Origin of the sequence: Streptomyces sp. NPDC093510, assembly GCF_040683555.1 — a bacterium.
Taxonomy (GTDB): domain Bacteria; phylum Actinomycetota; class Actinomycetes; order Streptomycetales; family Streptomycetaceae; genus Streptomyces.
This window is the reverse complement of record NZ_JBFBEE010000003.1, coordinates 73,026-99,224: the sequence shown is the minus strand read 5'-3', so window position 1 is coordinate 99,224 and position 26,199 is coordinate 73,026. Positions and strand designations below refer to the sequence as shown.

Annotated in this window: 22 protein-coding genes and 1 pseudogene; 13 read left to right on the top strand and 10 right to left on the bottom strand. The window is 71.5% G+C overall.

The genetic code is table 11. The features are described from left to right. The first annotated feature begins 63 nt into the window (after window positions 1-63). From AB0N81_RS05215 to AB0N81_RS05190, 6 genes are all read left to right on the top strand, one after another. Window positions 64-1,008 (top strand): LysR family transcriptional regulator, encoded by a 945-nt coding sequence (locus tag AB0N81_RS05215; protein WP_365355843.1) that lies wholly within the window; start codon window positions 64-66, stop codon window positions 1,006-1,008. Window positions 1,009-1,166: 158 nt separating this feature from the next. Further along, entirely contained in the window at window positions 1,167-2,810 is a 1,644-nt protein-coding gene (locus AB0N81_RS05210) for an ABC transporter substrate-binding protein (protein ID WP_365355841.1), read from the top strand. A gap of 28 nt (window positions 2,811-2,838) precedes the next feature. Then, complete coding sequence (locus AB0N81_RS05205; RefSeq protein WP_365355838.1) at window positions 2,839-3,798, top strand: ABC transporter permease; 960 nt, start codon at window positions 2,839-2,841, stop codon at window positions 3,796-3,798. Continuing rightward, window positions 3,798-5,819 carry a dipeptide/oligopeptide/nickel ABC transporter permease/ATP-binding protein gene (locus AB0N81_RS05200; protein WP_365355836.1) on the top strand — a complete coding sequence of 674 codons (2,022 nt, stop codon included), beginning with the start codon at window positions 3,798-3,800 and terminating at the stop codon, window positions 5,817-5,819. Before AB0N81_RS05205 ends, AB0N81_RS05200 begins: the two co-directional genes overlap by 1 nt. A gap of 6 nt (window positions 5,820-5,825) precedes the next feature. Beyond that, window positions 5,826-6,887 (top strand): ABC transporter ATP-binding protein, encoded by a 1,062-nt coding sequence (locus AB0N81_RS05195; protein ID WP_365355834.1) that lies wholly within the window; start codon window positions 5,826-5,828, stop codon window positions 6,885-6,887. Beyond that, the gene (locus tag AB0N81_RS05190) at window positions 6,884-7,819 is read left to right on the top strand and encodes a dihydrodipicolinate synthase family protein (RefSeq protein ID WP_365355832.1); all 936 of its coding nucleotides are present in this window, start codon (window positions 6,884-6,886) and stop codon (window positions 7,817-7,819) included. Before AB0N81_RS05195 ends, AB0N81_RS05190 begins: the two co-directional genes overlap by 4 nt. An 11-nt stretch (window positions 7,820-7,830) precedes the next feature. On the opposite strand, the gene AB0N81_RS05185 is transcribed toward AB0N81_RS05190, so the two are convergent. The 5 genes from AB0N81_RS05185 to leuA all read right to left on the bottom strand — a co-directional run bounded on the left by AB0N81_RS05185 (window position 7,831) and on the right by leuA (window position 14,750). After that, window positions 7,831-8,514, bottom strand: a complete 684-nt coding sequence (locus tag AB0N81_RS05185) for a response regulator transcription factor (RefSeq protein ID WP_365355830.1) — start codon at window positions 8,512-8,514, stop codon at window positions 7,831-7,833. Next, a complete protein-coding gene (locus AB0N81_RS05180) occupies window positions 8,511-9,761 on the bottom strand; it encodes a histidine kinase (RefSeq protein WP_365355828.1) in 1,251 nt (416 codons plus the stop codon). The genes AB0N81_RS05185 and AB0N81_RS05180 overlap by 4 nt, the downstream gene beginning before the upstream one ends. 62 nt (window positions 9,762-9,823) lie before the next feature. After that, a complete protein-coding gene (locus tag AB0N81_RS05175; RefSeq protein WP_365355826.1) occupies window positions 9,824-11,923 on the bottom strand; it encodes an MMPL family transporter in 2,100 nt (699 codons plus the stop codon). Between the two features lie 184 nt (window positions 11,924-12,107). Continuing rightward, complete coding sequence (locus AB0N81_RS05170; RefSeq protein WP_365355824.1) at window positions 12,108-12,848, bottom strand: TerB family tellurite resistance protein; 741 nt, start codon at window positions 12,846-12,848, stop codon at window positions 12,108-12,110. 180 nt (window positions 12,849-13,028) lie between these two features. Further along, on the bottom strand, window positions 13,029-14,750 hold the full coding sequence (gene leuA, locus AB0N81_RS05165) for a 2-isopropylmalate synthase (RefSeq protein WP_365355822.1): 1,722 nt from the start codon (window positions 14,748-14,750) through the stop codon (window positions 13,029-13,031). Between the two features lie 291 nt (window positions 14,751-15,041). Here leuA and AB0N81_RS05160 point away from each other — a divergent pair, with 291 nt between their 5' ends. From AB0N81_RS05160 to AB0N81_RS05145, 4 genes and pseudogenes are all read left to right on the top strand, one after another. After that, window positions 15,042-16,118, top strand: a complete 1,077-nt coding sequence (locus AB0N81_RS05160; protein ID WP_365355820.1) for a M4 family metallopeptidase — start codon at window positions 15,042-15,044, stop codon at window positions 16,116-16,118. A gap of 51 nt (window positions 16,119-16,169) precedes the next feature. Next, window positions 16,170-16,436, top strand: coding sequence for a protealysin inhibitor emfourin (locus AB0N81_RS05155; RefSeq protein ID WP_365355818.1), 267 nt, complete (start codon window positions 16,170-16,172; stop codon window positions 16,434-16,436). Between the two features lie 85 nt (window positions 16,437-16,521). Then, window positions 16,522-17,880, top strand: coding sequence for a GH1 family beta-glucosidase (locus AB0N81_RS05150; protein WP_365355815.1), 1,359 nt, complete (start codon window positions 16,522-16,524; stop codon window positions 17,878-17,880). Beyond that, a pseudogene (locus tag AB0N81_RS05145) lies at window positions 17,877-18,910 on the top strand (MFS transporter). Before AB0N81_RS05150 ends, AB0N81_RS05145 begins: the two are co-directional and overlap by 4 nt. Window positions 18,911-18,991: 81 nt before the next feature. Here AB0N81_RS05145 and era read toward each other — a convergent pair. Further along, entirely contained in the window at window positions 18,992-19,954 is a 963-nt protein-coding gene (gene era, locus AB0N81_RS05140; RefSeq protein WP_365355813.1) for a GTPase Era, read from the bottom strand. A gap of 167 nt (window positions 19,955-20,121) precedes the next feature. Between era and AB0N81_RS05135 the strand changes: the two genes are divergently transcribed. Together AB0N81_RS05135 and AB0N81_RS05130 are read left to right on the top strand one after the other, a co-directional pair. Further along, entirely contained in the window at window positions 20,122-21,432 is a 1,311-nt protein-coding gene (locus AB0N81_RS05135; RefSeq protein WP_365355811.1) for an ammonium transporter, read from the top strand. Then, window positions 21,429-21,767, top strand: a complete 339-nt coding sequence (locus AB0N81_RS05130) for a P-II family nitrogen regulator (protein WP_365355809.1) — start codon at window positions 21,429-21,431, stop codon at window positions 21,765-21,767. Before AB0N81_RS05135 ends, AB0N81_RS05130 begins: the two co-directional genes overlap by 4 nt. A 19-nt stretch (window positions 21,768-21,786) precedes the next feature. On the opposite strand, the gene AB0N81_RS05125 is transcribed toward AB0N81_RS05130, so the two are convergent. Together AB0N81_RS05125 and AB0N81_RS05120 are read right to left on the bottom strand one after the other, a co-directional pair. Then, complete coding sequence (locus tag AB0N81_RS05125) at window positions 21,787-22,140, bottom strand: cytidine deaminase (protein ID WP_365355807.1); 354 nt, start codon at window positions 22,138-22,140, stop codon at window positions 21,787-21,789. A gap of 26 nt (window positions 22,141-22,166) precedes the next feature. After that, window positions 22,167-23,075: a helix-turn-helix transcriptional regulator gene (locus AB0N81_RS05120; protein WP_365355805.1), complete on the bottom strand. Its 909-nt coding sequence runs from the start codon at window positions 23,073-23,075 to the stop codon at window positions 22,167-22,169. 91 nt (window positions 23,076-23,166) lie between these two features. On the opposite strand from AB0N81_RS05120, the gene AB0N81_RS05115 reads away from it, so the two are divergent. Beyond that, window positions 23,167-24,597: an MFS transporter gene (locus AB0N81_RS05115; RefSeq protein ID WP_365355803.1), complete on the top strand. Its 1,431-nt coding sequence runs from the start codon at window positions 23,167-23,169 to the stop codon at window positions 24,595-24,597. Between the two features lie 39 nt (window positions 24,598-24,636). Here the strand turns inward: AB0N81_RS05115 and AB0N81_RS05110 are convergent, their stop codons facing one another. Continuing rightward, window positions 24,637-24,849: a DUF397 domain-containing protein gene (locus tag AB0N81_RS05110; RefSeq protein WP_365355801.1), complete on the bottom strand. Its 213-nt coding sequence runs from the start codon at window positions 24,847-24,849 to the stop codon at window positions 24,637-24,639. A 149-nt stretch (window positions 24,850-24,998) separates the two neighbouring features. Further along, window positions 24,999-25,925: a helix-turn-helix transcriptional regulator gene (locus AB0N81_RS05105; protein WP_365355799.1), complete on the bottom strand. Its 927-nt coding sequence runs from the start codon at window positions 25,923-25,925 to the stop codon at window positions 24,999-25,001. Window positions 25,926-26,199 lie beyond the last annotated feature (274 nt).

Sequence of the window (26,199 nt, the reverse complement as noted above, 5' to 3'; positions counted from 1 at the left end):
CCGCGTTCACGATTCGTGAAGACGGCGCGCACCCCGCTGACCTCCGCGTCTACGCTGGTACGCATGTCTTCCGCACCGCTCGATCTGCGACTTCTGTCGTCGTTCCTCGCGGTGGTGGAAGAGGGGCACTTCGGGCGGGCCGCGGCCCGGCTCTTCCTGTCGCCGCCCGCCGTCACGCAGCACGTGCGCCGCCTGGAGACGGAGCTGGGCACGGTCCTTCTCGACCGGCGCGCGAACCCGGTGGCGCCCACCCCGGCGGGGGTGCGGCTGGCCGGACACGCGCGCGTGCTGCTCGCCGCGTCGAACGCCGCCCTGGACGACATGGCCGAGGCCGTCCGCCCGGGTGCCGCCCCGGCGGGCCGCCCGCTGCGGGTCGGCATCATGGGCCACGGCTCGGCGGAGCTCACCCCGGCCGCGATCAACGCCTACCGGCGCGCCCGCCCCGACGTCCGCGTGGAGATACGCCAGTTGGACTTCACGGAGCATGTGACGGCGCTGACGGAGGACCGCGTGGACGTGGCCTTCGTGCGGCCGGGCCCCGACGACGAGCGGGTGACGGCCGACGTCCTGACGACGGAGCAGCGCATCGTCGTCGTCCCGGCCCGCTCCCCGCTGGCGGAGGCCCGGCTGACGGGGGTGACGGTCGCGGACATCGCGGGCCTGCCGTTCTTCCGCGTCCCCGGCCACACCCCGCGCACCTTCACCGACTACCTCTACTTCGGCGACGAGGCCCGGCACCGCAGCTCGGACTACGCGGTGACCCCGCAGGAGGTGCTCACCGGTGTGGTCACCGGCCGGGCCGCGGGCTCGGGCCTGAAGTCCTTCGCCCGCTACTACGCCTGGCCGGGCGCGACCTTCGTCCCGGTCCTCGACGCCCCCTGGGAGAGCAGCTATCTCGCGGTGCGCGCGGACGAGGAGAACCCCGAGGTGCGCATCTTCCGCGCCCTCGCGCTGACCCTGGCCCGGGAGCTGGGCCCCACCATCAACGGCTGCCCCCGCACCCCCTGACCACCGAACCCCCTGACCACCGGCCGCGTCACCCGCCCTGCCCAACGCCGCGGGGCCGCCTTGCCGGAGACCTTGACCGGCCCCCTCGCCGCTCTTATCGTCGCCACGCCACCCATGACGTAGGACGTGGGACCTCTTAGGCAGGCAAGGGAGAAACAGTGACCGATCTGCCCTCTCCGACCACGCGCCGCGCCGTCCTGCCGGACCGCCGGGCCTTCCTCAAGTACTCGGGGGCGCTGAGCGCGGCCGCCGCCGTCACGACCACGCTCTCCGCCTGTTCCTCGGGACCCGAGTCCACCAACGAGACCGGGGGCGGCGGCCAGGGCGGCGACTCGACGCTCACGGCCGTCATCGGGTACGGGAACGACGGCAGCTGGGACCCGACGCAGACCGCGTCCGCCTTCGCGATGGCCGGCAACGAACACATTTACGAGGGGCTCCTCGGGGCCGATCCGATCACCCGTGAGCCGTACGCCGCGCTCGCCACCGAGATCCCGAACGACCTCAAGGCGACGACGTGGAAGTTCACCCTGCGGCCGGGCGCGAAGTGGCACGACGGCAAGCCGGTCACCGCCGACGACGTCGTGTTCGTCTTCGACCGCATCCTCGACCCGAAGACCCAGACCCTCGCCAAGGGCTTCTTCGCGAGCTGGTTGAAGGAGGTCAGGAAGGTCGACGCGACCTCCGTCGAGCTGGTCCTCAAGTTCCCCTTCCCCGACGGTGCCGCCCGGCTCTCCCTCGCCAAGATCATGCCGAAGCACGTGTTCGGCAAACCGGGCGCGTGGGACGACGCGACGAAGGGGAAGGCGGTGGGTTCGGGCCCGTACAAGCAGACCGCCCACCACCCGAAGTCGAACACGACCTTCGAGGCCTTCGAGGACTACAACGGGCCGCGCAAGGCCGCCTTCAAGAAGATGAACTGGCTGACCATCGTGGACGCCGCGCCGCGCGTCGCGAAGATCTCCGGGGGCAGCGCGGACGCCGAGCTCGCCGACAACATCCCGTACGCCAACATCGAACAGCTCAAGAAGAGCGGGATGACCGTCGAGGGCGGCGCCGGGATGAACAACCTCTTCCTGCTCTTCAACACCGCGCACAAACCGTTCGACGACGTGCGCGTCCGGCAGGCCCTGCACTACGCCATCGACCGCGACAAGATGATCGAGGCCGCCCTCAGGGGCCACGGCAAGGCGTCCACGTCCTTCCTCAACGAGGCCAACCCCTCCTACCGGCCGGCCAAAACGGTCTACGGACACGACCTGGCGAAAGCCAGGAAGCTGCTGAAGGAGGCGGGCGTCGGCAAGCTGCGGATCAACCTCATGGCCGTCAACGTCAGCTGGATCGTGGACTGCCTGCCGACCATCCAGGACGGCTGGGAGAAGCTCGGCGTCGAGGTCACCCTCGACCCGCAGGAGACCACCGCCGTCTTCACCAAACTGGACCAGAAGAAGGACTTCCAGGTCGTCGCCGCCGCCTCGAACCCCAACCAGTTCGGGCTCGACGCCGACCTGATCATGCACTACAACTACGGCCCCGAGAACCTGTGGATGGGCTATGCGCGGTGGGCCGACACCGCCGTCGCCCGCAAACTCTTCAAGGACATGGCCGCCGCCACCCGCGAGCCCGAGGCCGGCCGGAAGAAGACCATGATCCAGGAGTACATCGACGTCGTCGCGGAACAGGCCGTGCTCTACCCGGTCGTGCACAACGAACTCATGACGGCCTGGGACCCGAAGAAGGTCACCGGCATCCAGGCCCAGCCCTACCCCGGGATCAACCTGCTCCAGGCCAAGTGGGTGTGACCGAGGCCGAGTCGAGGAGTCGTACGCCGTGACCGCAGTCCTCAGAATCCTGGCCCGCCGCGTCGCCCTGCTCGTCCCGCTGCTGCTCGGCATCGTGCTCTTCGTCTTCCTCGTGATGCGGTTCTCGGACGTCGACCCGGCGTCCGCGTTCTTCCAGGGCGCGAACCCCACACCCGAGCAACTGCACGAGTTCCGTGAGGAGAACGGGCTCCTCGACCCGCTGCCCGTCCGCTACGTCGCGTTCGTCGGCGACCTGCTCCAGGGCGACATGGGCATCAGCGTCCTCAACCGCTCCCCCGTCCTCGACCAGGTCACCACCGCCCTGCCGCTCACCGTGCAGCTCACCTTCCTCGGGCTCGGCATCGCGGTCGTCCTCTCCCTCACCCTCGGCGTCACCGCCGCGATCCACCGCGACCGGCTGCCCGACCAGCTGATCCGCGTCATCTCCCTGACCGGCGTCGCTGCGCCCGGCTTCTGGCTGGCGCTGCTGATGATCCAGTACCTGGCCGTGGACCTCGGCTGGTTCCCGACCGGCGGCTACATCAACCCCGCCGACTCCTTCACCGGCTGGCTCAAGACCATGACGCTGCCCGCCCTCGCCCTCTCCCTGCCGGTCGCGGCCGGCCTCACCCGCATCATCCGCACCGCCGTCGTCGAGGAGCTCGACAAGGACTACGTGCGCACGGCCATCGGCAACGGACTGCCCCCGGTGGTCGTCGTCGGCCGCAACGTCCTGCGCAACGCCCTCATCAACCCGCTCACCGTCCTCGGCCTGCGCGTCGGCTATCTGCTCGGCGGCGCCGTCGTCATCGAGACGATCTTCTCGCTGCCCGGCATGGGGAAGCTGATGATCGACGCCGTGAAGAACGGCGACCCGGCCGTCGTCCAGGGCGTCGTCATCACCACCGCCGTCGGCTTCGTCGTCGTGAACCTCGTCATCGACATCCTCCACCTCCTTGTCAACCCGCGCCTTAGGGGGACGAGTTGATGTTCACCTCGCGCAAGGCACTGGCCGAACGGCTGTCCGTGCCCGGCATCCGGCTCCGCTCCCTGCGAAAACTCCCCGTCCTGTCCCGCGTCGCCGTCGGCGTCGTCGGACTCGTCGTCCTGGTGGCGGCCTTCGCCCCGCTCCTCGCCCCGCACGACCCGCTCGACCAGCAGCCCCAGACCGACGGCACAGGACACCCCTCCGCCGACCACTGGATGGGCCAGGACAGCCTGGGCCGCGACATCCTCAGCAGGCTCATGTACGGGGCGCGCTGGTCGCTCGCGATCGGGCTCGGCGCCACCCTGCTCGCCCTCGTCGCGGGCGCCCTCATCGGCGCGGTCGCCGCGACCTCCCGCAAGGCCGTCGACGAGACGCTGATGCGCTGCCTCGACGTCGTCATGGCGTTCCCCGGGATCGCGCTCGCCGCCGTGCTCGTCGCGGTGTTCGGCGGCGGCCTCCCCGTCCTCATCTGCGCCATCGCGTTCCTGTTCACCCCGCCCGTCGCCCGCGTCGTACGCGCCAACGTCCTCGACCAGTACGGGGAGGACTACGTGGTCGCCGAACGCGTCATCGGCGCCCGCACCCCGCACATCCTGATCCGCCACGTCGCCGTGAACTGCGCGGCGCCCGTCCTGGTCTTCTGCACCGTGCAGGTCGCCGAGGCCATCGTCTTCGAGGCGTCGCTCTCCTTCATCGGCGCGGGGGTGCGGCCGCCCGACCCGTCCTGGGGCAGCGTCATCGCCGACGGCAAGAACATGGTCCTGATCGGCGGCTGGTGGGCGACCGTCTTCCCCGGACTCCTGATGCTGATCACCGTCCTCGCCCTGAACATCCTCTCCGAAGGCGTGTCGGACGCGTGGGCGGCGCCCTCCGGACGCGACGTCGCGGGCGCGGCCCGCGCACAGGACCGCCTGGAGGCCCCCGAACCCGGCAGCCGCCACGTCCTTGAACTCCCCGGCCTCACCGAGGCGGCCCACCGCCTGCGCGCCCGCGCCCGCCCCCTCCCGACGGGCGACCCGGTCCTCGCCGTGACCGGCCTGACCCTCTCCTTCCCGCAACGCCACGAGGGCGTGGACATCGTCGACGGCATCAGCTTCGACGTACGCCCCGGTGAAGTCCTCGGCCTGGTCGGCGAGTCGGGCTGCGGCAAGTCGCTGACCGCGCTCACGGTCATGGGCCTGGAACCGAAGGGCGCCCGGGTCGGCGGCCGCGTCACCTTCGACGGACAGGAACTGACCGGCCTGCCCATGCGGGCCAGGCGCCGCCTCCTCGGCCACGACATGGCGATGATCTACCAGGACGCGCTGTCGTCCCTGAACCCCGCGATGACGGTCCGCTCCCAGCTCAAACAGGTCGTACGAAGAGGTGGCCGGCGCACCGCGCACCAACTCCTCGACATGGTGGGCCTCGACCCCGAACGCACCCTGCGCAGCTACCCGCACGAGCTGTCCGGCGGCCAGCGCCAGCGCGTCCTGATCGCGATGGCCCTCTCCCGCGACCCGAAACTGATCGTCGCCGACGAGCCGACGACCGCCCTGGACGTCACTGTGCAGGCGCAGATCATCCAGCTGCTGCTGCGGCTGCGCGAGGAGCTGGGCTTCGCGCTGATCCTCGTCTCCCACGACCTGGCGCTCGTCGCCGACGTCACCGACCGGGTGGTGGTGATGTACGGCGGACAGATCGTGGAGACGGGAGTGACCGCCGACCTCGTCGAGGCCCCCGCCCACCACTACACGCGCGGCCTGCTCGGCTCGGTGCTCTCCCTGGAGTCGGCGGCACAGCGCCTCACCCAGATCAAGGGCGTGGTCCCTTCCCCGGCGGACTTCCCACGGGGGTGCAGGTTCGCGGAAAGATGTCCGCTGGCGAGCGAGGTGTGCCGTACGACGACACCGGAGCTCATGGGCGAAGCGGCACACTCCACCGCCTGCCACCACCCGGCCGACGCGCCCCGCGGGGAGGGCCCCGCAGGGGCGCCTCCCAGGGGCGCGGGGAACTGCGCGACCAGCCACGACGGAGCGTGAGCCGAAATGACCACCCCCATCGTCGAGTTGAACGACGTCCATGTCGTACACAAGGCCCGCTCAGGAGGCCTGTTCTCCCGGGACAGGGTGTACGCCCTGACCGCCGCCACCCTCACCGTCGCCCCCGGCGAGACGGTCGGGGTCGTAGGAGAGTCGGGCTGTGGCAAATCGACCCTCGCCAAGGTCCTCGTGGGCGCCCAGCGACCCACCACAGGGACCGTCTCGTTCCGCGCCCACGACCTGTGGAAGATGACGCCCGCCGAAAGGCGGAGTTCCATCGGCACCCACACCGGGATGATCTTCCAGGACCCCTCGACCGCCCTGAACCGGCGCCTGCCGGTGAGCCGGATACTCCGTGACCCGTTGGACGTGCACAGACGCGGCACCCCGAGGGAACGGGACGATCGTGTACGGGAGTTGATGTCTCTGGTCGGGCTGCCGAAGGCCCTCGCCGACGGGCTGCCGGGGCAGCTGTCCGGCGGCCAGAGACAACGCGTGGCGATCGCCCGCGCCCTCGCGCTCGAACCCGACCTCCTGGTCGCCGACGAGCCGACCAGCGCCCTCGACGTGTCCGTCCGCGCCCAGATCCTCAACCTGCTCCTCGACCTGAAGGAGCGCCTGGGACTCGCGCTCGTTTTCGTGTCCCACGACATCCAGACCGTCCGCAGGATGAGCGACCGCGTCGTGACGATGTACCTCGGCCGGATCGTCGAGGAGTCCCCCGCCGAGGAGATCCTGGACCGCGCCCGGCACCCGTACACCCGCGCCCTGTTCTCCGCGACGCCGGGCCTGCTCGACCCCATCGACCCGATCCCGCTGGCCGGACCCGTGCCGTCGGCGACCCGGCCGCCGAGCGGCTGCCCGTTCCGCACCCGCTGCTGGAAGGCGGACGAGGTGTGCGCCACCGCCATGCCGGACACTCTGTCGGCAGGCGCGGGACACCGGTTCCGCTGCTTCCACCCCGTCGAAGAGGGACAGTCGACGCACGACCTCGTCACCCAGGCCGCCGCCACGGCCCCCGTCACCGGCAGCGCCGCCGACATCGCCACCCCGAGGGAGCATCCATGACGATTCCCACCCCGCTGACCGGTGTCGTGCCACCCGTCTGCACTCCTCTGACACCGGACCGCGAGGTGGACACCTCCTCCCTCACCAGGCTCGTCGACCATCTCGTCGCGGGCGGCGTCGACGGTCTCTTCGTGCTCGGGTCGACCTCCGAGGTCGCGTATCTGACGGACCGGCAGCGCGCACTCGTCGTCGACACCGTCGTCGGTCACGTGGGCGGGCGGCTGCCCGTGCTCGCGGGAGCCATCGACATGACCACGCCCCGCGTCCTGGACCACGCGCGGGCCCTCGCGCGGGCGGGCGTGGACGCGGTCGTGGTCACCGCGCCCTTCTACACCCGGACCCATCCGGCGGAGATCGCCCGCCACTTCCGGCTGGTCGCGGAGGGCTGCGCGGTGCCCGTCGTCGCGTACGACCTGCCGGTGTCGGTGCACTCCAAGCTGGGCGCGGGGCTGGTCCTGGAGCTGGCCAGGGACGGCGTGCTCGCGGGCCTGAAGGACTCCAGCGGCGACGAGGGCGCCTTCCGGAGCGTCGTCCTCGGCAAGCGGTCGGAGCCGGGGCTCGCCGGGTTCAGTGTCCTCACGGGGTCGGAGGTGACGGCCGACTCGGCGCTCGCGATGGGCGCGGACGGTGTCGTGCCGGGCCTCGGGAACGTGGACCCCGCGGGTTACGCGCGCCTCTACCGCGCCTGCCGGGAGGGCGACTGGGGGCGGGCGCGGGCCGAACAGGAGCGGCTGTGCGGTCTTTTCGGGATGGTGGCGGCCGGTGATCCGGCGCGGATGGGCGGGAGTTCGTCGGCGCTGGGCGCGTTCAAGGCGGCGCTGCGGCTGCGCGGGGTGATCGACTGCGCCGCCACGGCGGAGCCGCAGATCCCGCTGTCACCGGCGGAGACCGACCGGGTCGGCGGACACCTGGCGGCGGCCGGACTGCTGTGACCCGGCCGGCGTCAGGGAGCGGCGGGCGTGCCCGGCGCGACCAGGCCGGATTCGTAGGCGATGATGACCAGTTGGGCCCTGTCGCGGGCGCCGAGCTTGCCCATGATGCGGCTGACGTGGGTCTTCGCGGTCAGTGGGCTCAGGCTCAGGGTGTCGGCGATCTCCTGGTTGTTCAGGCCGCGCGCGACGAGCCGCAGGACCTGCCGCTCCCGCTCCGAGAGGCCCTCGGGTCCGCCGGTGACGGGCAGCGCGGTGTCCGGTGCGCGCAGCACGCGGGCGATGAGGCGGGCCGTGGGTCCTGGCGAGAGGAGGGCGTCGCCTGCGGCCACCGTGCGGATGGCGTCCAGGAGTTCGGCGGGTCTGGTGTCCTTGACGAGGAAGCCGGACGCGCCCGCGCGGAGCGCGTCGACGACGTGCTCGTCGGTGTCGTACGTCGTCAGCATCAGGACCTTCACGCCCGCCAGGTCCTCGTCGGCCGCGAGCAGCCGTGTCGCCTCGATGCCGTCGAGGTCGGGCATGCGGATGTCCATGACGACGAGGTCGGCGCGCTCGGAGCGGGCCAGGTCGACCGCCGAACGGCCCGTGCCCGCCTGCCCCACGACCTCCATGTCGGGCGCCGAGTCGACGAGCATCGCGAACGCGGCACGCACCAGCGTCTGGTCGTCGGCGAGCAGCACGCGGATCGGTACCGTCATGACAGTCCTCCCAGGGACACGGGTGCCAGGGGCAGCACCGCCGACACCATGTAACCCCCCTCGGGGCGCGGGCCCGCGTCCAGGGTGCCGCCGACCGTGCGGGCCCGCTCCGCCATCCCGACGAGCCCGAACCCCGGTGCGTGGCCGTCCTCTTGGGCGCGGCCGCCGGTGCCGTCGTCGGCGACGCGCACGCACAGCGCCGCGTCCTGGGCGCGCACCGACACGCGGACGGTGATGCCGGGGCCCGCGTGCCGTACGACGTTGGTGAGCGCCTCCTGGACGATGCGGTAGGCCGCGGCGCCCACGGCGGCCGGTGCCTCGCACTCGGCCACCGCGAGTTCGACGCGGGCGCCGGAGGTGCGGGCCGCGTCGGCGAGGTCGGGCAGGCCGTCGAGGCCGGGCAGCGGGCCTCTGGCCTCGCCCGTCTCGTCCTCGGTGCCCGACCTCAACACCTGGAGCGTGGCGCGGAGTTCGCCGCGGGCGGTGCGGCAGGTCTCGGCGACGTCGTCGAGGGCCTTGGCGACGGCCGCGCGGTCAAGGCGGTCGGGGTCCGCGGCCAGGACGTGCGCGGCGACGGAGGTCTGGACGCCGACGAGCGTGATGCTGTGCGCGAGGAGGTCGTGCAGGTCGCGGGCGACCCGCAGCCTCTCCTCGGCGACCCGGCGGCGCGCCTCCTCCTCGCGGGTGCGCTCCGCCCGTTCGGCCCGTTCCAGTACGGAGGTGACGTACTGGCGGTGGATGCGTACGTACACGCCGAGCAGCAGGAAGGCGACGATCCAGCCGGAGATGCGCAGCGACTCCGCCCCCTCGGCCATGCCCTCGTGGAACTTCAGGCCGAGGATGATGCCCATGACCCCGGCGCCGACGAGGACGGTGTGCCGGGGCCGGCACCGGGAGGCGACGGTGAAGAGGGCGGTCATCGACACCGCCATGGGCGCGGTGTGGTTGGCGTCGAGGGAGTGGTAGGGCACCAGCAGCGCCATCAGGACGCACATCACGCGCATGGGGGCCCGGCGGCGCCACACGATGGTGAGGTGCGCGGCGGCCAGGAGCAGCCAGCCGGGCAGGCCGGGCGGCCCGCCGTTGTCGTGCACGACCAGCACGACCACGACGGAGCTCGCGGCCATGGCCACGGCGAACAGGACGTCCGTGCCGCGCAGCCGGCCGTGGGGCGCGCCGGGGCCCAGCGCGCGCTCGACGAGCCTGCGCCGAGGGCCTTCCGCGAGGAGGCATCGGGGTGATTGCACCGCCCCATCCTCGGGCACGGGGGCGCCCCTCCGGGAGGGGAGGGGCGCCTTCGGGGGCCGGCTCAAGGCGAGGGGACCCGTTCGGGCTCGGCCTCACGGGACGGCGGTGTCTTCGCCGCGGGGGCCTTGGAGAGCGGGCCGGGCCACCACACCTTCCTGCCGAGCGCCACGCTCGCGCTCGTCACCAGGTACGTACGGACGAGGAAGGTGTCGAGGAGGACGCCGACGGCGATGACGGAGCCCAGCTCGACGAGTTGGACCAGCGGCATGCTGGTGAGCACGGCGAACGTCGCGGCGAGGACGAGGCCCGCCGAGGCGATGACGCCGCCGGTGGTGCGCAGGGCGGTGAGCGCGGCCGCCCCCGGTTCGGCCCCGTTCATGCACTCTTCGCGCATCCGGTGCATCAGGAAGATTCCGTAGTCGACGCCGAGCGCGACGAGGAAGACGAAGGAGAGCAGCCCGAGCCCCGGGTCGGTGCCCTCGAACCCGAAGAGCGGCTCGAAGACGAGGCCCGCGATGCCGAGGGAGGCGCCCCACACCGCGACGACCGCGGCGAGCAGCAGCAGGGGCGCGACGATGCTGCGCAGCAGGGCGACGAGGACGAGCAGGACGGCGCCGAGGACGAGCGGCACGACGATGTTCCGGTCGCGGGCGTTGGTGTCCTTGAGGTCCATCTGCTGCGCGGAGGCGCCGCCCACGTACGAGTCGTCGAGGCCGTCGCGCAGCGTCTTGATGGTCGCCGTCTCCCCCGCGGACTCGGGCGCGGAGGTCGTGATGACGGAGATCTCGGTCCAGCCCTCGGCGGTGCGTCCGGGCCGCGCGCTGTCGACGCCCTTCGTGTCGCGGATCTCCGCCAGGGAGTCGTCGGCCCGGCCGGCCGGGGTCATGACGGTGATCGGCTGGGTGCCGCGCTCGGGGTAGGCGGTGGCGAGGGTCCTCATGGCCGACACGGACTCCGGGGTCTTGGTGAAGGAGTCCTCCTGCTTGAGCGCGCCCGGCAGGTTCAGCGCGCCGAGGGCCAGCGCGCCGAGCAGCACGGCTCCGCTCGCGAGCACGGTGAGCGGCCTGCGTCCGGCCGAGCCGCCCATCGCGGCGAAGAGGCCCCGCCGCTGCTTCGGGGTGCTCCCGTACTCGGGGACGAGCGGCCAGAACACCCGCCTGCCGAGGAGCACGAGCACGGCGGGCAGCAGCGTCAGCATGGTCACGAGCGCGCAGAGCACGCCGACGGTGCCGAGCGGACCCATGCCGCGGCTGCTGTTGAGGTCGGCGGCGAGCAGGCAGAGCAGTCCGGCGGCGACGGTCCCGGAGGAGGCGAGGACGGCGGGCCCGCAGCCGCGCAGGGCGGTGGTCATCGCGTCGTAGGGCCGTTCGATCCTGCGGAGTTCCTCCCGGTAGCGGGCGACGAGCAGCAACGCGTAGTCGGTGCCCGCCCCGAACACGAGGATGGTCATGATGCCCGAGCTCTGCCCGGTGACGGACGTCCCGAAGGCCTGGTTCAGTCCGTACGCGACCCCCATCGCGAGATAGTCGGCGGCGCCCGCGACGGCGAGCGGCACGAGCCACAGGAACGGGCTGCGGTAGATGAGGACGAGCAGCAGCGCGACGACGCCTGCGGTGGTGTAGAGCAGGGGGCCGCCGAGCGAGTTGTAGACCTCACCCGCGTCGGTGTCGAGGGCTCCGGGCCCGCCGACGTCGACGCTCAGCCCGCCCTCGCCGCGGGCGGTCTCCCTGATGTCCTCGACGAGGGTGTCCCGCTTGTCCTCGTCCTGCCCCGGCTCGGTGGAGGCGAGCGGGTACATGAGGGTGGTGCCGTCCTTCGAGGGCACGGCCTCGGGCCTGCCGACGAGCTTGTGCGCCTCTGCCATCTCGGCGACCTGCCCGGCGGCGGCCGTCCGGTCGGCGGCGGTGAGCCCGCCGTCCCGGTGGTAGACCAGCACCATCTCGGTGGCCTCGCCGCCCGGCAACTGCTCCTGGATCTTGGCGACTTCCGTGGAACCGGCGCTCGCGGGGAGGTAGTCGACGGCCCGGTCCTCCTGGACGTCGGCGAGTTTCGCCGCGAAGGGCGAGGCCAGCGCGAGCACGACGATCCACAGCCCCAGGAACACCCAGGGCACGGCGCGCCGTCGCCGTCGCGGCGCGGCGGCTGTCTGTGCGGCCCCCATGTCGGGCCTCCTTCGGCTGGGCTGACGTGTCCGGGGCCAACCTTCCCGGACTCCGGGCCGCAATCCGTCGGACTGGGGGGCGAGTTGGGCGCTACGGCTCGGGGAGGCGACCGACCGGAACTACTCCCCACGGAGTACGCGGGGTGCGCGGGGTACGCGTAGCAGCGCGCCGTCGCCCGTGAGCTCAGGAAGGCGTCCGTGCCGTCGCGAGGAGGCGTGCCACGTCCTCCGAGCAGATCGTGAGCGCGCACCCCGCCGTGGTGAGCACGTCCCGCTCGGCCGGGGTGTAGGGGCCGTCGGCGAGGGCGATGCGGGCGCCCTGGAGGAGCAGGGCGTCGCGGCCCGCGGGGGCGAGGTGCGGGGCGAGCGGGCCGAGCGCCTCGTGGAGTTCGATGGCGAGTCCGGGGAGGCCGGGCTGGCAGTCGGTCTCGGTGGCACGTCCCGCGTCGGCGGCGAGCGTGTCGACGAGGGTGGCGAGTTCGTCCTCGGAGCAGTCGTCGCACCCCGCGCCGTTCAGCGCGCAGACGGCCGTTTCGAGGACCGTGCGCGAGCCGGTGCCGCCCGCGGAGAGGACCGCGACGACGATCGTGTGCACGGCGTCGCGGAGCATGGCGGAGAGCCGGGTGGTGGTGGGGTGGTCCAGGACGTCCGGGTCGAACAGGTCCTGGCAGGCGGCGCACTGGACGACGGGTCCGCGGGTGCCGCGCGGCACGACGGGCAGGCCGAGCAGGACGAAGCGGCGCCGTCCTGTGAGCCGCTGGTAGTTGCGGTCGCCGCCGCAGGCCGGGCAGAAGAACTCTCCGTCGCCGACAGTGTCCCAGGCGGTGTGCGTGCCGACCATGCGTTTGCACAGCGCTCGCCCGCGTGAGACCGGCTTGGCGGGGATGCGGGAATTCCGGCCGTTTCGTCCACGATCTGGCAGCACCACACACCTCCGTAACTCCCCGGCTGCATTGCCGCGTTGGCGTGATGTTAGCCACATCGTTGATGCGGCGTCAGCACCTCGCACAGGAGAGCGAGCCGGACATGGCCGGGAGACGACGCGGCCCCGCCCGCCGGAACGGCGGACGGGGCCGGGCGGAACCGGGCGGAACCGGTCGACGGATCAGCGTGCCGCGCGGTTGACGGCGGAGACGGCGGCCTTCAGGGAGGCGCGCGTCGTGTTGGCGTCGATGCCGATGCCCCACAGCACCTTGTCGCCGATCGCGCACTCGATGTACGAGGCGGCCTGCGCGGACGCGCCCTCGCTCATCGTGTGCTCCTGGTAGTCCAGGAGGCGTACGTCGATGCCGATGCCCTGCAGCGCGTCGAAGAACGCGGAGATCGGACCGTTGCCCGAGCCGGTCAGAACCGTGTCCGCGCCGTCCAGGGTGGCCTCGACGGTGAGGGTGTCGACGCCGTCGGTGTCGGTCGTCGTCTGGCCGTTCTTGACCTGAATCCGACCCCAGGGGTTCTCGGGGTTCGGCAGGTACTCGTCGCGGAAGACGCTCCAGATCGCGTCGGGCGTGACCTCGCCGCCCTCGGTGTCGGTCTTCGCCTGGATGATCTTCGAGAACTCGACCTGCATGCGGCGCGGCAGGTCCAGCTTGTGGTCGTTCTTCAGGACGTACGCGATGCCGCCCTTGCCGGACTGCGAGTTGACGCGGATGACGGCCTCGTAGGAGCGGCCGACGTCCTTGGGGTCGATGGGCAGGTACGGCACGGCCCACTCGATGTCGTCGACCGTCTTGCCCTGGGCCGCCGCCCGGGTCTCCATCGCGTCGAAGCCCTTCTTGATGGCGTCCTGGTGGGAGCCGGAGAAGGCGGTGTAGACGAGGTCGCCCGCGTACGGGTGGCGGGGGTGGACCTCCATCTGCGTGCAGTACTCGTACACACGGCGGACCTCGTCGATGTCCGAGAAGTCGATCTGCGGGTCGACGCCCTGCGAGAAGAGGTTCATGCCCAGCGTCACCAGGTCGACGTTGCCGGTGCGCTCGCCCTGCCCGAACAGGCAGCCCTCGACGCGGTCGCCGCCGGCCATGACGGCCAGCTCGGCGGCGGCGACGGCGGTGCCGCGGTCGTTGTGCGGGTGGATGGAGAGGCAGACGAACTCGCGCCGGGACAGGTTGCGCGACATCCACTCGAAGCGGTCCGCGTGGGTCGAGGGCGTCGAACGCTCCACGGTGGCGGGCAGGTTGAGGATGATCTCGCGGTCGGCGTCGGGCTGCCAGACGTCCATGACGCCCTCGCAGACCTCCAGCGCGAAGTCCAGCTCGGTGTCGGTGAAGATCTCGGGGCTGTACTGGTATCCGAACGTCGTACGGTCGTCGAGCAGCTTGTCGGCGTACTCCATGACCAGGCGCGTGCCGTCCACGGCGATCTGCTTGACGGCGTCGCGCGAGCCGCGGAAGACCACATCGCGCCAGACGGGTGCGGTCGCGTTGTACAGGTGGACCGTCGCGCGCCGGGCGCCCTTCAGGGACTCCACCGTGCGCTCGATGAGCTCCTCGCGCGCCTGGGTCAGGACGGAGATGGTCACGTCATCGGGGATCGCGTCCTCGTCCTCGATGATCGACCGTACGAAATCGAAGTCGGTCTGGCCCGAGGAGGGGAAGCCGACCTCGATCTCCTTGTAGCCCATGCGGACCAGCAGGTCGAACATGGCGCGCTTGCGGGCCGGGGACATCGGGTCGATCAGCGCCTGGTTGCCGTCGCGCAGGTCGGTGGAGAGCCAGCGGGGAGCGACGGTGATCCGCTTGTCCGGCCAGGTGCGGTCGGGGATGCCGACCTGCTCGTACTGCCCGTACTTGTGGACCGGCATGGAGGTGGGGCGCTGGAAGTTCGGCATGTGCGGGGCTCCTCGGAAGTGTCCTGAAGGACGGCCGACGGTCTTAGCGCAACGCCGAACTCCGCGGGGAGGGGGTCGGCCTCGACTACAGGCCCTCGCCGCGGCAGCTAAGGAGAAGCAGCCCGAATCGCATGATGTGCCGCAGCCTAGCCGAGCCGCGCTCCGGGCGCGGGCCCGTATCAGTATGCGGGACCGTGGCCGGATAAACCCCCAGTGGTGATCAATCCCTCTATTTCAGCAATCATGGTCGCAGGTAGTGACAGTGGCATGACCCAGTGCCACATTGCCGCCATGACCGTCAACCCACGAGCCTTCGAGCCCGTCTTCTGCACCATCGTGCCGCCCCACGTCCTGGACACCCTCGCCCAGAACCAGGACCCCGCGCTCGCCGCACCCGCCCGCCGCACCCTGGAGCGGGACTCCATCGAGCGCACCCACCGCCGCCTGACGACCGTCATCGGCGCCCCCTCCGTCGCCACACCCAAGGAAGCCGCGGCCGGCAAGCCGCACCGCACGATCCACGACGCCAAGCACCGCACCGAGCTGCCGGGCCGCAAGGTGCGCGGCGAGGGCGACAAGCCGGGCAAGGACGCCACGGTCAACCGCGCGTACGCGGGTCTCGGCGCGACCTTCGAGCTGTTCCAGAAGTCGTACGACCGCAACTCCATCGACGGCAACGGTCTGCCTCTGAACGCGACGGTCCACTACGGCGAGGACTACGGGAACGCCTTCTGGAACGGCGAACAGATGGTCTTCGGTGACGGGGACAACGAGATCTTCCTCGACTTCACCATCCCCGTGGACGTCATCGGCCACGAACTCACCCACGGCGTCGTGCAGTACACGGCGAACCTGACGTACTTTGGCCAGCCGGGCGCCCTGAACGAGTCGATGGCGGACGTCTTCGGCTCGATGATCAAGCAGTACACGCTGGGCCAGACCGCCGCCGAGGCCGACTGGCTGATCGGCGCCGGACTGCTCGCCCCGCGCGTCACCGGCAAGGCGCTGCGCTCCATGAAGGAGCCCGGCACGGCCTACGACGACGACGTGCTCGGCAAGGACCCGCAGCCGGCCGACATGGACAACTACGTGCGCACGGGCCGCGACAACGGCGGCGTGCACATCAACTCCGGCATCCCCAACCGCGCGTTCTACCTGGTCGCCGACGCCCTCGGCGGTCACTCGTGGGAGCGGGCCGGACAGATCTGGTACACAGTCCTGACGGGCGGCGAGCTGGCGCAGGACGCGTCCTTCATCGACTTCGCCAAGCTGACGGTCGCCGCCGCGCGCCAGAAGTTCGGCGACGGCGACGAGCTCAAGGCCGTCGTCGACGCGTGGTCGACGGTCAAGGTGCCGACGAGCGAGTGACGGCTTGACGGCGTGCTACCGGCCGCCCGCCCGGTGGAGTAGACAGGACCCATGCGTATCCAGGTGAAGCGGACCGGAGGATTCGCGGGCATCGACCGGCATGCCGAGGTGGACACCTCGGAGCTGGCCGATGCCCCGGAATGGCACGCCCTGGCCGAGCAGGCCGTGGCCGAGGGGCGGAGCACGCAGCCGATAGGGGTGCCGGACGGTTTCAGTTACCAGCTGACGGTGGACGGCCGGACGGTGTACTGCTCGGACCCGCGGCTGACGGAGCCGCAGCGGAAGCTGATCTCACGGGTGCTGAAGGAGGGCTCGTAGCGCGGCCACCAAAACTTGAGCTTTGCTCATCTTCTTGTCGCACGCCCATTGACTTCCGTACTCGCCGGTACGGAGGATCCCGCCCATGGCAGCGAGTGCGGCGAGCCCGATACCCAGCTTCCCCCGCGACTTCCTGTGGGGCGTCTCCACATCGGCCCACCAGATCGAGGGCGCCGCCGACGAGCGCGGCGCCTCGGTCTGGGACGCGTTCACGGCCGTGCCGGGGAACGTGAAGGACGGCACGACGGCCGCCGTCGCCTGCGACCACTACCACCGCTACCGCGAGGACGTGGCGCTCGTCCGCGACCTCGGCGTGGACGCCTACCGCTTCTCGGTCTCCTGGCCTCGCGTGCTGCCCACCGGCGCGGGCGCCGTGAGCCCGGAGGGCCTCGACTTCTACGACCGGCTCGTCGACGAACTGTGCGCGGCGGGCGTACGCCCCGTCCCCACCCTCTTCCACTGGGACACCCCGCTCGTCGTGCAGGAGGCGGGCGGCTGGCTCAACCGGCGCACCGCCGAGCGGTTCGCCGACTACGCGGCCGTGGTCGCGGCCCGCATCGGCGACCGTGTCACCAAGTGGATCACCCTCAACGAACCGGCGGAACACACCCTCCTCGGCCACGCGCTCGGCCAGCACGCCCCCGGTGAGCGGCTCCTCTTCGACGCGCTGCCCGCGGCCCACCACCAGCTCCTCGCGCACGGCCTGGCCGTACAGGCGCTGCGCGCGGCCGGCGCCCGCGACATCGGCATCGCCAACTCGCACGGCCCGACCTGGCCCGCCTCCCCCGCCGCGGAGGACACGGCCGCCGCGGACTTCTACGACGTGCTCCTCAACCGGCTCTTCGCGGACCCGCTGCTCATCGGCCGCTACCCGGAGGGCATCGGCGAGCTGATGCCCTCGCCCGACCCGGACGCGGACCTGAAGGTCATCGCCGAACCCCTCGACTGGTACGGGATCAACTTCTACCAGCCGACGAAGGTGGGCGCCCCGCTCCCCGAGGGCACGGCCGCCGAGTTCGCGGGCGTCACGCTCCCACCCGAACTCCCCTTCTCCCCGCGGCAGATCGAGGGCTATTCGGTCACCGACTTCGGCTGGCCCGTCGTCCCCGACGCCCTCACCGAACTCCTCACCGCGTTCCGCGACCGCTACGGCGAGCGTCTCCCGCCGCTCGTCATCACCGAGAACGGCTGCTCGTACGAAGGACTCGACGACCAGGACCGGATCGCGTACCTGGACGGCCATCTCCGCGCCCTGCACCGGGCGCTGGAGGCGGGTGTCGACGTGCGCGGCTACTTCGTCTGGTCGTTGATCGACAACTTCGAGTGGGCGGAGGGCTACCGGCGGCGCTTCGGCCTCGTCCACGTCGACCACGCCACACAGGTGCGCACCCCCAAGGCGTCGTACCACTGGCTGCGCGAGGCCCTGCGGGCTCGGCGCCCGTGACCGCGACCGCGCTGCGGGAGCCGACCGAGCGGGTCGGCCGCGGCTGGACGGCCTCGCTGTCGCTCGCCAACGGCGCGATCTGGGTGGGCTGGTACGGACCGCTGCAGATCCTGCTGGCCGTCCAGGCGGAGGACCTGGCGCCCGCGGGCACCTCCAAGGAGACCGTGCTCGCCTGGGTGACGGGCGCCGGCGCGGTCGTCTCCCTCGCCGCGAACCCCGTCTTCGGCGCGCTCTCGGACCGCACGACGTCCCGCTGGGGCCGGCGCACCCCGTGGATCGTGGCGGGCGCGGCGGGCGGCGCGGCCGCGCTGCTCCTGCTCTCCGCGGCGGGCTCGGTGTGGTGGCTGGCGGCGGGCTGGTGCCTGGTCCAACTCGCCCTGAACGCCGCCTTCGCCGCGGTCACGGCGGCCGTGCCGGACCGGGTGCCGCGCCTTCAGCGGGGCTCGGTGGGCGGCTGGCTCGGCGCGGCCCAGCTGCTCGGCGTGGTCGTCGGCACGGGGCTCGCGACGGTGGCGGGCGGGACGGGCGCGGGGTACGCGGCGTGTGCGGTCTTCACCGTCGCGGGCGTGCTGCCCTACGTCGTACGCCACCGGGACCTGCGCCTGTCACCGGCCGACCGCCCACCGTGGAACCGTCAGGACTTCCTGTCCGGGTTCCGGCTGAGCCCGCGCCGCCACCCCGACCTGGCCTGGGCCTGGCTGACCCGCTTCCTCATCAACGTCAGCAACGCGCTGGTGCTGCTCTACCTTCTCTACTTCCTGCGGGACCGTCTGGAGTACGCGGACCCGGAGCAGGGCGTGCTGATCCTGACGGCCGTGAACGGCGCGACGATGCTCGCCACCGTCGTGGTGGGCGGCGCCTGGTCGGACCGAGTGGGGCGGCGCAAGCCGTTCGTGCTCTGGTCGCGGCCCCCGCCCTGGCGGCCCCGCTCGTCACCCACCTGGGCGGCTACCGGACGCTGTACCTGACGGCGGCGGTGATCGGGTTGGTGGGGGCGGTGCTGGTGACGCGGGTCAGGGGGGTGAGATAGGTACCGCCACGGAACGCGCCCCAAAGGGGCGCGGGGAACTGCGCGCCCGGCCACGACGGACCCGCAGAAGAGGAACCCGCCCTAGAACCCGAGCTTCCGCAGCTGGCGAGGGTCCCGCTGCCAGTCCTTCGCGACCTTCACATGCAGGTCGAGGAAGACGGGCGTGCCGAGGAGCGCCTCGATCTGCTTGCGGGACTTGATGCCGACGTCCTTCAGGCGCTTGCCCTTCGGGCCGATGATGATGCCCTTCTGGCTGGGCCGCTCGATGTAGACGAACGCGTGGATGTCGAGCAGCGGCTTGTCGGCGGGCCGGTCCTCGCGCGGCAGCATCTCCTCCACCACGACAGCGATGGAGTGCGGCAGCTCGTCCCGCACACCCTCCAGCGCCGCCTCGCGGATCAGCTCGGCGACCATGACCTGCTCGGGCTCGTCGGTGAGGTCGCCCTCGGGGTAGAGCGGGGGGCCCTCGGGCAGCATCGGCACGATGAGGTCGGCGAGCAGCTCGACCTGCTGGTCGCCGACGGCCGACACCGGCACGATCTCGGCCCACTCGAAGCCCAGCTCCTTGCCGAGCTGGTCGACCGCGATGAGCTGCTCCGCGAGCGTCTTGCTGTCGACGAGATCGGTCTTGGTGATGATCGCGATCTTCGGCGCCTTCTTGATGGAGGCGAGCTCCTTGGCGATGAACCGGTCACCGGGGCCGAGCTTCTCGTTCGCGGGCAGGCAGAAGCCGATCACGTCGACCTCGGCCCACGTCGTCCGCACGATGTCGTTGAGCCGCTCGCCGAGCAGCGTGCGCGGCTTGTGGAGGCCGGGGGTGTCCACCAGGATCAGCTGGGCGTCCGGCCGGTGCACGATGCCGCGCACCGTGTGCCGCGTGGTCTGCGGCCGGTTCGACGTGATCGCCACCTTCTGGCCGACCAGAGCGTTCGTGAGGGTGGACTTGCCCGCGTTGGGGCGGCCGACGAAGCAGGCGAAGCCGGCGCGGTGGACGGCCTCGGACGGCTCGGCTGATGACGGGGTACGAACGCTCATGGCGCCCATTGTCCCTGATCCCCGGACCCGCGCCGCACCGCCCGGCCCGCGCGGCCACCACATCGGCCCCCGGAGAGCCCCTCCCGTGAGCTCCGGGAAACCGCGCGGCAACACGAAACACGGCTGAAACCCGCGGGTGCCCGTTACGAAACGCGCGCCCGTGACGCTCTCCCCCCATGACGACCTCCGCCGCCCCCCACCTCGACACGGGCGACACCGCCTGGCTGCTCGCGGCCACCGCGCTCGTCCTCCTGATGACGCCGGGCCTCGCCCTCTTCTACGGCGGCATGGTCCGCACGAAGAGCGTCCTGAACACGCTGCTCATGTCGTTCGTCTCGATCGCCCTGGTCACCGTGGTGTGGCTGACCGCCGGCTACTCGCTGGCCTTTGGTGACGACGTCTTCGCGGGGCTGATCGGCGGCCTCGACCACGCCGGCATGGCGGGCATCGGCCCCGGCTCCCTCACCGGCACGGTCCCGACACTCCTCTTCACCACCTTCCAGCTCACCTTCGCGGTGATCACGGCGGCGCTGATCAGCGGCGCGGTCGCGGACCGCACCCGGTTCGCGGCCTGGCTGGTCTTCGTACCGGTCTGGACCCTTCTCGTATACGTTCCCGTGGCGCACTGGGTGTGGGGGCCGGACGGCTGGATCTCGCAGAAGCTCGGCGCCCTCGACTTCGCGGGCGGCCTGGTCGTGGAGATCGCGTCGGGCGCCTCGGGGCTGGCCCTGTGTCTGGTGCTCGGGCCGCGCATCGGCTTCAAGAAGGAGGCGATGCGGCCGCACAACCTGCCCATGGTCCTGATGGGCGCGGGTCTGCTCTGGTTCGGCTGGCTCGGCTTCAACGGCGGCTCCGCCCTCGGCGCGAACGGCCTCGCCGCGGCGGCCCTCCTCAACACCCTGGTCGCGGGGTGCACGGGCCTGCTCGGCTGGCTCTTCGTCGAGCAGCGGCGCGACGGCCACCCCACCACCTTCGGTGCGGCGTCGGGCGCGGTGGCGGGCCTGGTCGCGATCACCCCGTCGTGCGGTGTGGTCGGCATCCCGGGCGCGGCGGCGATCGGCCTCGCGGCGGGCGTCGTCTGCTCGTACGCCGTCGCGTGGAAGTTCCGCCTCGGCTACGACGACTCCCTCGACGTCGTCGGCGTGCACCTGGTGGGCGGTGTGATCGGCACGCTGCTGATCGGCCTGTTCGCGACGGCCACGATGACGGACGGCGCGGAGGGCCTCTTCCACGGCGGCGGCGCGGCGCAGCTGGGCAGGCAGGCGGTGGCGGTCGGGGCGGTGGCGGCGTACACGTTCGCCGTCACGTACGGCATCGGGAAGGCCGTCGACCGGCTGATGGGCTTCCGGGCGTCGGCCGAGGACGAGCTGACGGGCCTGGACCAGACACAGCACGCGGAGAGCGCCTACGATCACGGCGTCCTGGCGGGCCCCGTGGGCTCCGCCTCGGTCAAGGCCCCGGCCAAGAAGGAGAGCCCCGTCGCATGAAGCTGATCACCGCGGTCATCAAGCCGTTCCGCCTGGACGAGGTGAAGTCGGCCCTCCAGGAACTGGGCGTGCACGGCCTGACGGTCACCGAGGCCAGCGGCTACGGCCGCCAGCGCGGCCACACCGAGGTCTACCGCGGCGCGGAGTACCAGGTCGACCTGGTGCCCAAGGTCCGGGTGGAGGTGGTGGTCCCGGACCTGGACGCGGACCCGGTCATCGACGCGATCGTCCGCGCCGCCCACACGGGCAAGATCGGCGACGGCAAGGTGTGGGCGGTCCCGGTGGAGACGGTGGTGCGGGTACGGACGGGAGAACGGGGCCCGGACGCGGTGTGACGGCGCCCGGCCCGTGACCTCAGCCCGCTTCGACCCGCTCCCGGACCTCCCCGTCCGCCCCCGCGAGGAACACCGGCGTCCCGGCCCCGCCCAGGTCCCGGACCGCGGCGAGGTCCTCGTCGGAGACCTTCTCCGTGCCGGAGACGACCGCCGCCGCCTCCAGGGACTCCGCCCCGGACGCCACCGCCATCGCAACCGCCGTCCTCAGCGCGGACAGCTGGAGCGAGTCGAGAGCGACGGTTCCCGCCACGTACGTACGGCCCGTCTCGTCCCGCACGGCCGCCCCCTCGGGCACACCGTTGCGGGCCCTGGCCGAACGGGCCAGGGTGACGATCTTGCGGTCCTCGGGGTCAAGCGCGGCGCTCTCAGTCATGCCCCGAGCATACGGAGCACGCCCCGTCACATCGCCACCGGATGGATCGACCCGCGGCGCCCCTCGGGCGAGGCCAGCCACGCCAGCTTGCCCGCCGTGTCCACCTCGGCGTGCGGCAGCGGCGTGTGCAGCACGATGGTGAGGTCGGGCCTGGCCGGCACCTTGAGCTGCGTGGACTCCAGGAAGAGCGGGCCCACCACCGGGTGCTGGATCTCCTTGGTCACCTGCCCGGCGGGCAGGATGTCCCGCCGCTCCCACAGCTCGGCGAACTCCGGGCTCACCGACTTCGCCTCGGCGATCACCGCGGCGAAGCCGTCGTCGTCGGGGAGCTCCGAGCAGGCGGCCCTGTACATCGCGACGAGCCCCGGAGCGTTCCGCTCCCAACTCTTGACGCGAGCACGGTAGATGGGGTCGGTGAAGAAGGTGAGGAGACAGTTCTCGGGGGTCTCCGAGCGCATGCCGAGCACGGCTGCGGCCGCGTCGTTGTACATGACACAGTTCCAGTACGCGTCCATGATGTGCGCCGGCTGCGGCATCCACGTGTCGATGAGCCGGTGCAGCCCCTCGCACATCTCCCGGTCGTCCCTGGCGACCTCGGGCCGCGGCGGGTTGAGCCCGGACAGCACGTACAGATGACGCCGCTCGGCGCCGCTCAGCTTCAGGACGCGCGCCACGGAGTCCAGGACCTGCGGCGACACGGAGATGTCGCGGCCCTGCTCCAGCCACTGGTACCAGGACGCCCCGACCCCGGCGAGCACGGCGACCTCCTCGCGGCGCAGACCCGGCGTGCGCCGACGGGCGCCGCCGTCCGGGAGTCCGGCCTCCGCGGGGCTGATCCGCGCGCGACGGCTCATCAGGAACTCCCGCAGTTCCGCGAGACGGTGCGCCTTCGAGGCGTCCGTGCCCGATGAGGTGACCGACGCTGTTGCTGCCATGAGGCGCTCCCCCAAGCCCTGACTGGTGTTCCGACCACCAGCATAAGTTCCCGCTCCCCACGTCTATTCCGGCCGTCGCAAGCTCTTGACCATGGCGATCGACACCACCACTGCCCCGTCCCCACAGGCCGCGCCACCGGCGCCGCGACCCCGGAACCCCAAGCTGTCCACCCGCGACAAGCTCGTCCTCTTCGTGCTCTGCGCGGCCCAGTTCATGGTCGCGCTCGACTTCTCCGTGCTGAACGTGGCGCTGCCCGTGCTCGGCGCCGACCTCGGCATGAGCCACTCCGCGCTGCAGTGGGCGGTGACCGCCTTCGCGCTGCCCTCAGGTGGCTTCCTGCTCCTCTTCGGCAGGGCCGGTGACCTCTTCGGGCGCCGCAAGCTGTTCCTCTCGGGTCTGGCCCTCTTCGGTCTGGCCTCGCTGCTCGCCACGTTCGCGTGGGACCCGGCGTCGTTCCTGACCGCGCGTGCGCTGCAAGGCGTGGGTGCGGCGGCGATCGTGCCGACCGGCATGTCGCTCCTGACGACGACGTTCCCCGAGGGGCCGCAGCGCGACCGGGCGCTCGGCATCTCCGGCACGCTGCTCTCGCTCGGCTTCACCGTCGGCATGGTGCTCGGCGGCGTACTGACCGACACGCTCGGCTGGCGTTCCACGATGGGCCTGCTGACCCTCTTCGTCCTGATCGTGCTGCCGCTGGCACCCGGACTGCTGCCGGAGTCCCGCACCCCGGACCGCCCCCGCCTGGACATCCCCGGCGCCGCGACGGTCACCGGCGGTCTGCTCTCCCTGATCTACGCACTCTCCACGGCGGCCGAGCGGGGCTTCGGCGGCCCGGACGTCATCGTGACGCTGGCGGCGGGCGTCGTCCTGTTCGCGGCCTTCGGATACGTCGAGTCGCGCGCCGCCTCGCCGCTCGTCTCGCTGCCGATGCTGCGCCGCCGCACGGTGGCGTGGGGCAACATCGGCGGCCTGGTCACGTTCTCGATGATGACGACGGTCGTGTTCGTGCTGACCCTCTACTTCCAGGAGATCCTGCACCTCTCCGCCTTCGAGACCGGCCTGGTCTTCGGCGTGCAGGGTGTCCTCTCGGTGATCGCCGGCGCGTACGCGCCGAGGGTCATCGGCCGCTTCGGGGCACACCGCACGCTGGTCGGCTCGATGGTCGGCCAGGGCGTGCTCGTGACGACGCTGCTCGGCATCGGTGAGAGCGGCTGGTCGGTGTGGCCGGCCACAGCGGCGGTGTCACTGGCGAGCATGTGCCACCTGGGCGCGATCGTCTCGTACGGCGTGACGGTCACGTCAGGCGTTCCCGACGGGGAGCAGGGCCTGGCGACGGGCCTGGTCACCTCCACGCAGCAGGTGGGCATCACCATCGGCATCCCGCTGCTCGGAGTCCTGGCGACGACGGGCCCCGACCTGCTCGCGGGCACCCGGACGGTCCTCGCGATCGACGCGGCGGTGGTGCTCGTGACGGCGGCGCTGGTCTTCCTGGGCCTGCGCCGGGGCGCCTCGCGCGCCTGACACCCACCACCACCCGGCATGCCGACGGCCCGGCCTCTCTCAGAGGCGGGCCGTCGTCGAACTCCGCGGCTCCGGCGCCCCGGCCAGGGCGAGGAAGGCCGACCAGGCCCGGGGGCCGAAGACGAGCACGGGACCCCGGCGGCGGGTGGAGTCACGCACGAGGACCGACTCACCGGTCCAGGCCGCCTCCAGGCAGGCACCGCCGGGACCGTCACTCGCACTGCTCTTGCGCCACGTCCATGAGCCGCCCACGCTTCTCCTCCACCCCGGGTGCGGAAGGCCAGCCGTCGCTTCCCCCGCGCGGCTGGTGCAGGGACACGCAGCACCTCTTCCAGAATAACGGGGCGTCATACGAATATGAACGAGGCGTTTCTCGCCAAGGTGGCGTGGTCCAGGGGGAGTTACGCCTGCGGAACCTCCCGTGGGGCCTCCTGCGGCACGGCCTCCCTGGTCAGCACTTCCAGGTCGTCCGTGCCCTCACCCATCCTGACGGCGAGGGCGCGCAGCAGGGCGGGCATGTCGTCCTTGATGGCGAGGTCCTCCAGCTCCCAGAACCGCTCAAGGTAACGGCCGGTCTCCTCCGGGGCGTCCGTGACGTACGAGTCGCCGCGGGGGTTCTCCAGATGAAGCGAGTCCGGCATCTCGTCCACCCCGAACTCGAAGTGGCTGAAGGGGCCTTGGATGCCCGCGTGGGCGCCGACGCTGAACGGCAGGATCTGGATGGTGACACCCGGCCGCTCCGCCAGCTCCGCGAGCCGCTCCAGCTGGGCACGCATCACCCCTCGCCCGCCGACGTGCCGGCGCACGACCGCCTCGTCGAGGATGTAGAAGACCTCCCGGCCGCCCGAGGTGAGCAGATCCTGCCGGGTGAGGCGCACTTCCACGCTGCGTTCCAGGCGCTCCTCGGGGATGTCCTTCTCGTACGAGAGCATGATCGCGCGCGCGTACTCCTCGGTCTGCAGCGAGCCCGGCATCAGCAGTGCGCCGTAGTGCCGGACGATCGAGGCGGAGGACTCCAGGGCGAGGAACTGCAGGAACTCTTTGCTGTAGAGGTCGCGGTACTCACTGAAGGGCATGCGCCGACTGCCGCGGGCGAGATCGAGCAGCTCCTCGATCTTGCGCCGGTCGCGGATGCCGTACGCATCCAGCAGGGGCCTCAAGTCGTTGACGGAGATGCCGACTTCACCGGCCTCGATGCGGATCAGCTTGGAGGGACTCCACTCCATCTTGGCCGCGACCTGACGCTGCGTCAGCTGTGCGGCGGTCCGCGCCTTGCGGAGCTCGGTGCGCAGCCGCAGCCGCTGAAGTGCCGCACTTGGCACGTTCATGATGGCTCCACCCCCAACTGGACCGTGCGAGGTGCAACATAGCAGACTAGCAGCTTACTCATCGAGACCTTCCGGGACGACAGTTCACGCCACTGTCAGGAGACCTGAGGTTTCCCGCAGCGGCAACCGCTGAGGGCTGTCCGGTCGACAGCTCCCGGAAAGCTATATCGCATTCAGCGAGCTCTGGAACCGGACCCCTACCTCCGCGAGGTGCTGTATGGCACTACCCACGTGGCGAAGTGCGGGCTACGCTGGTGCGGAGGGGTAGCTTGCT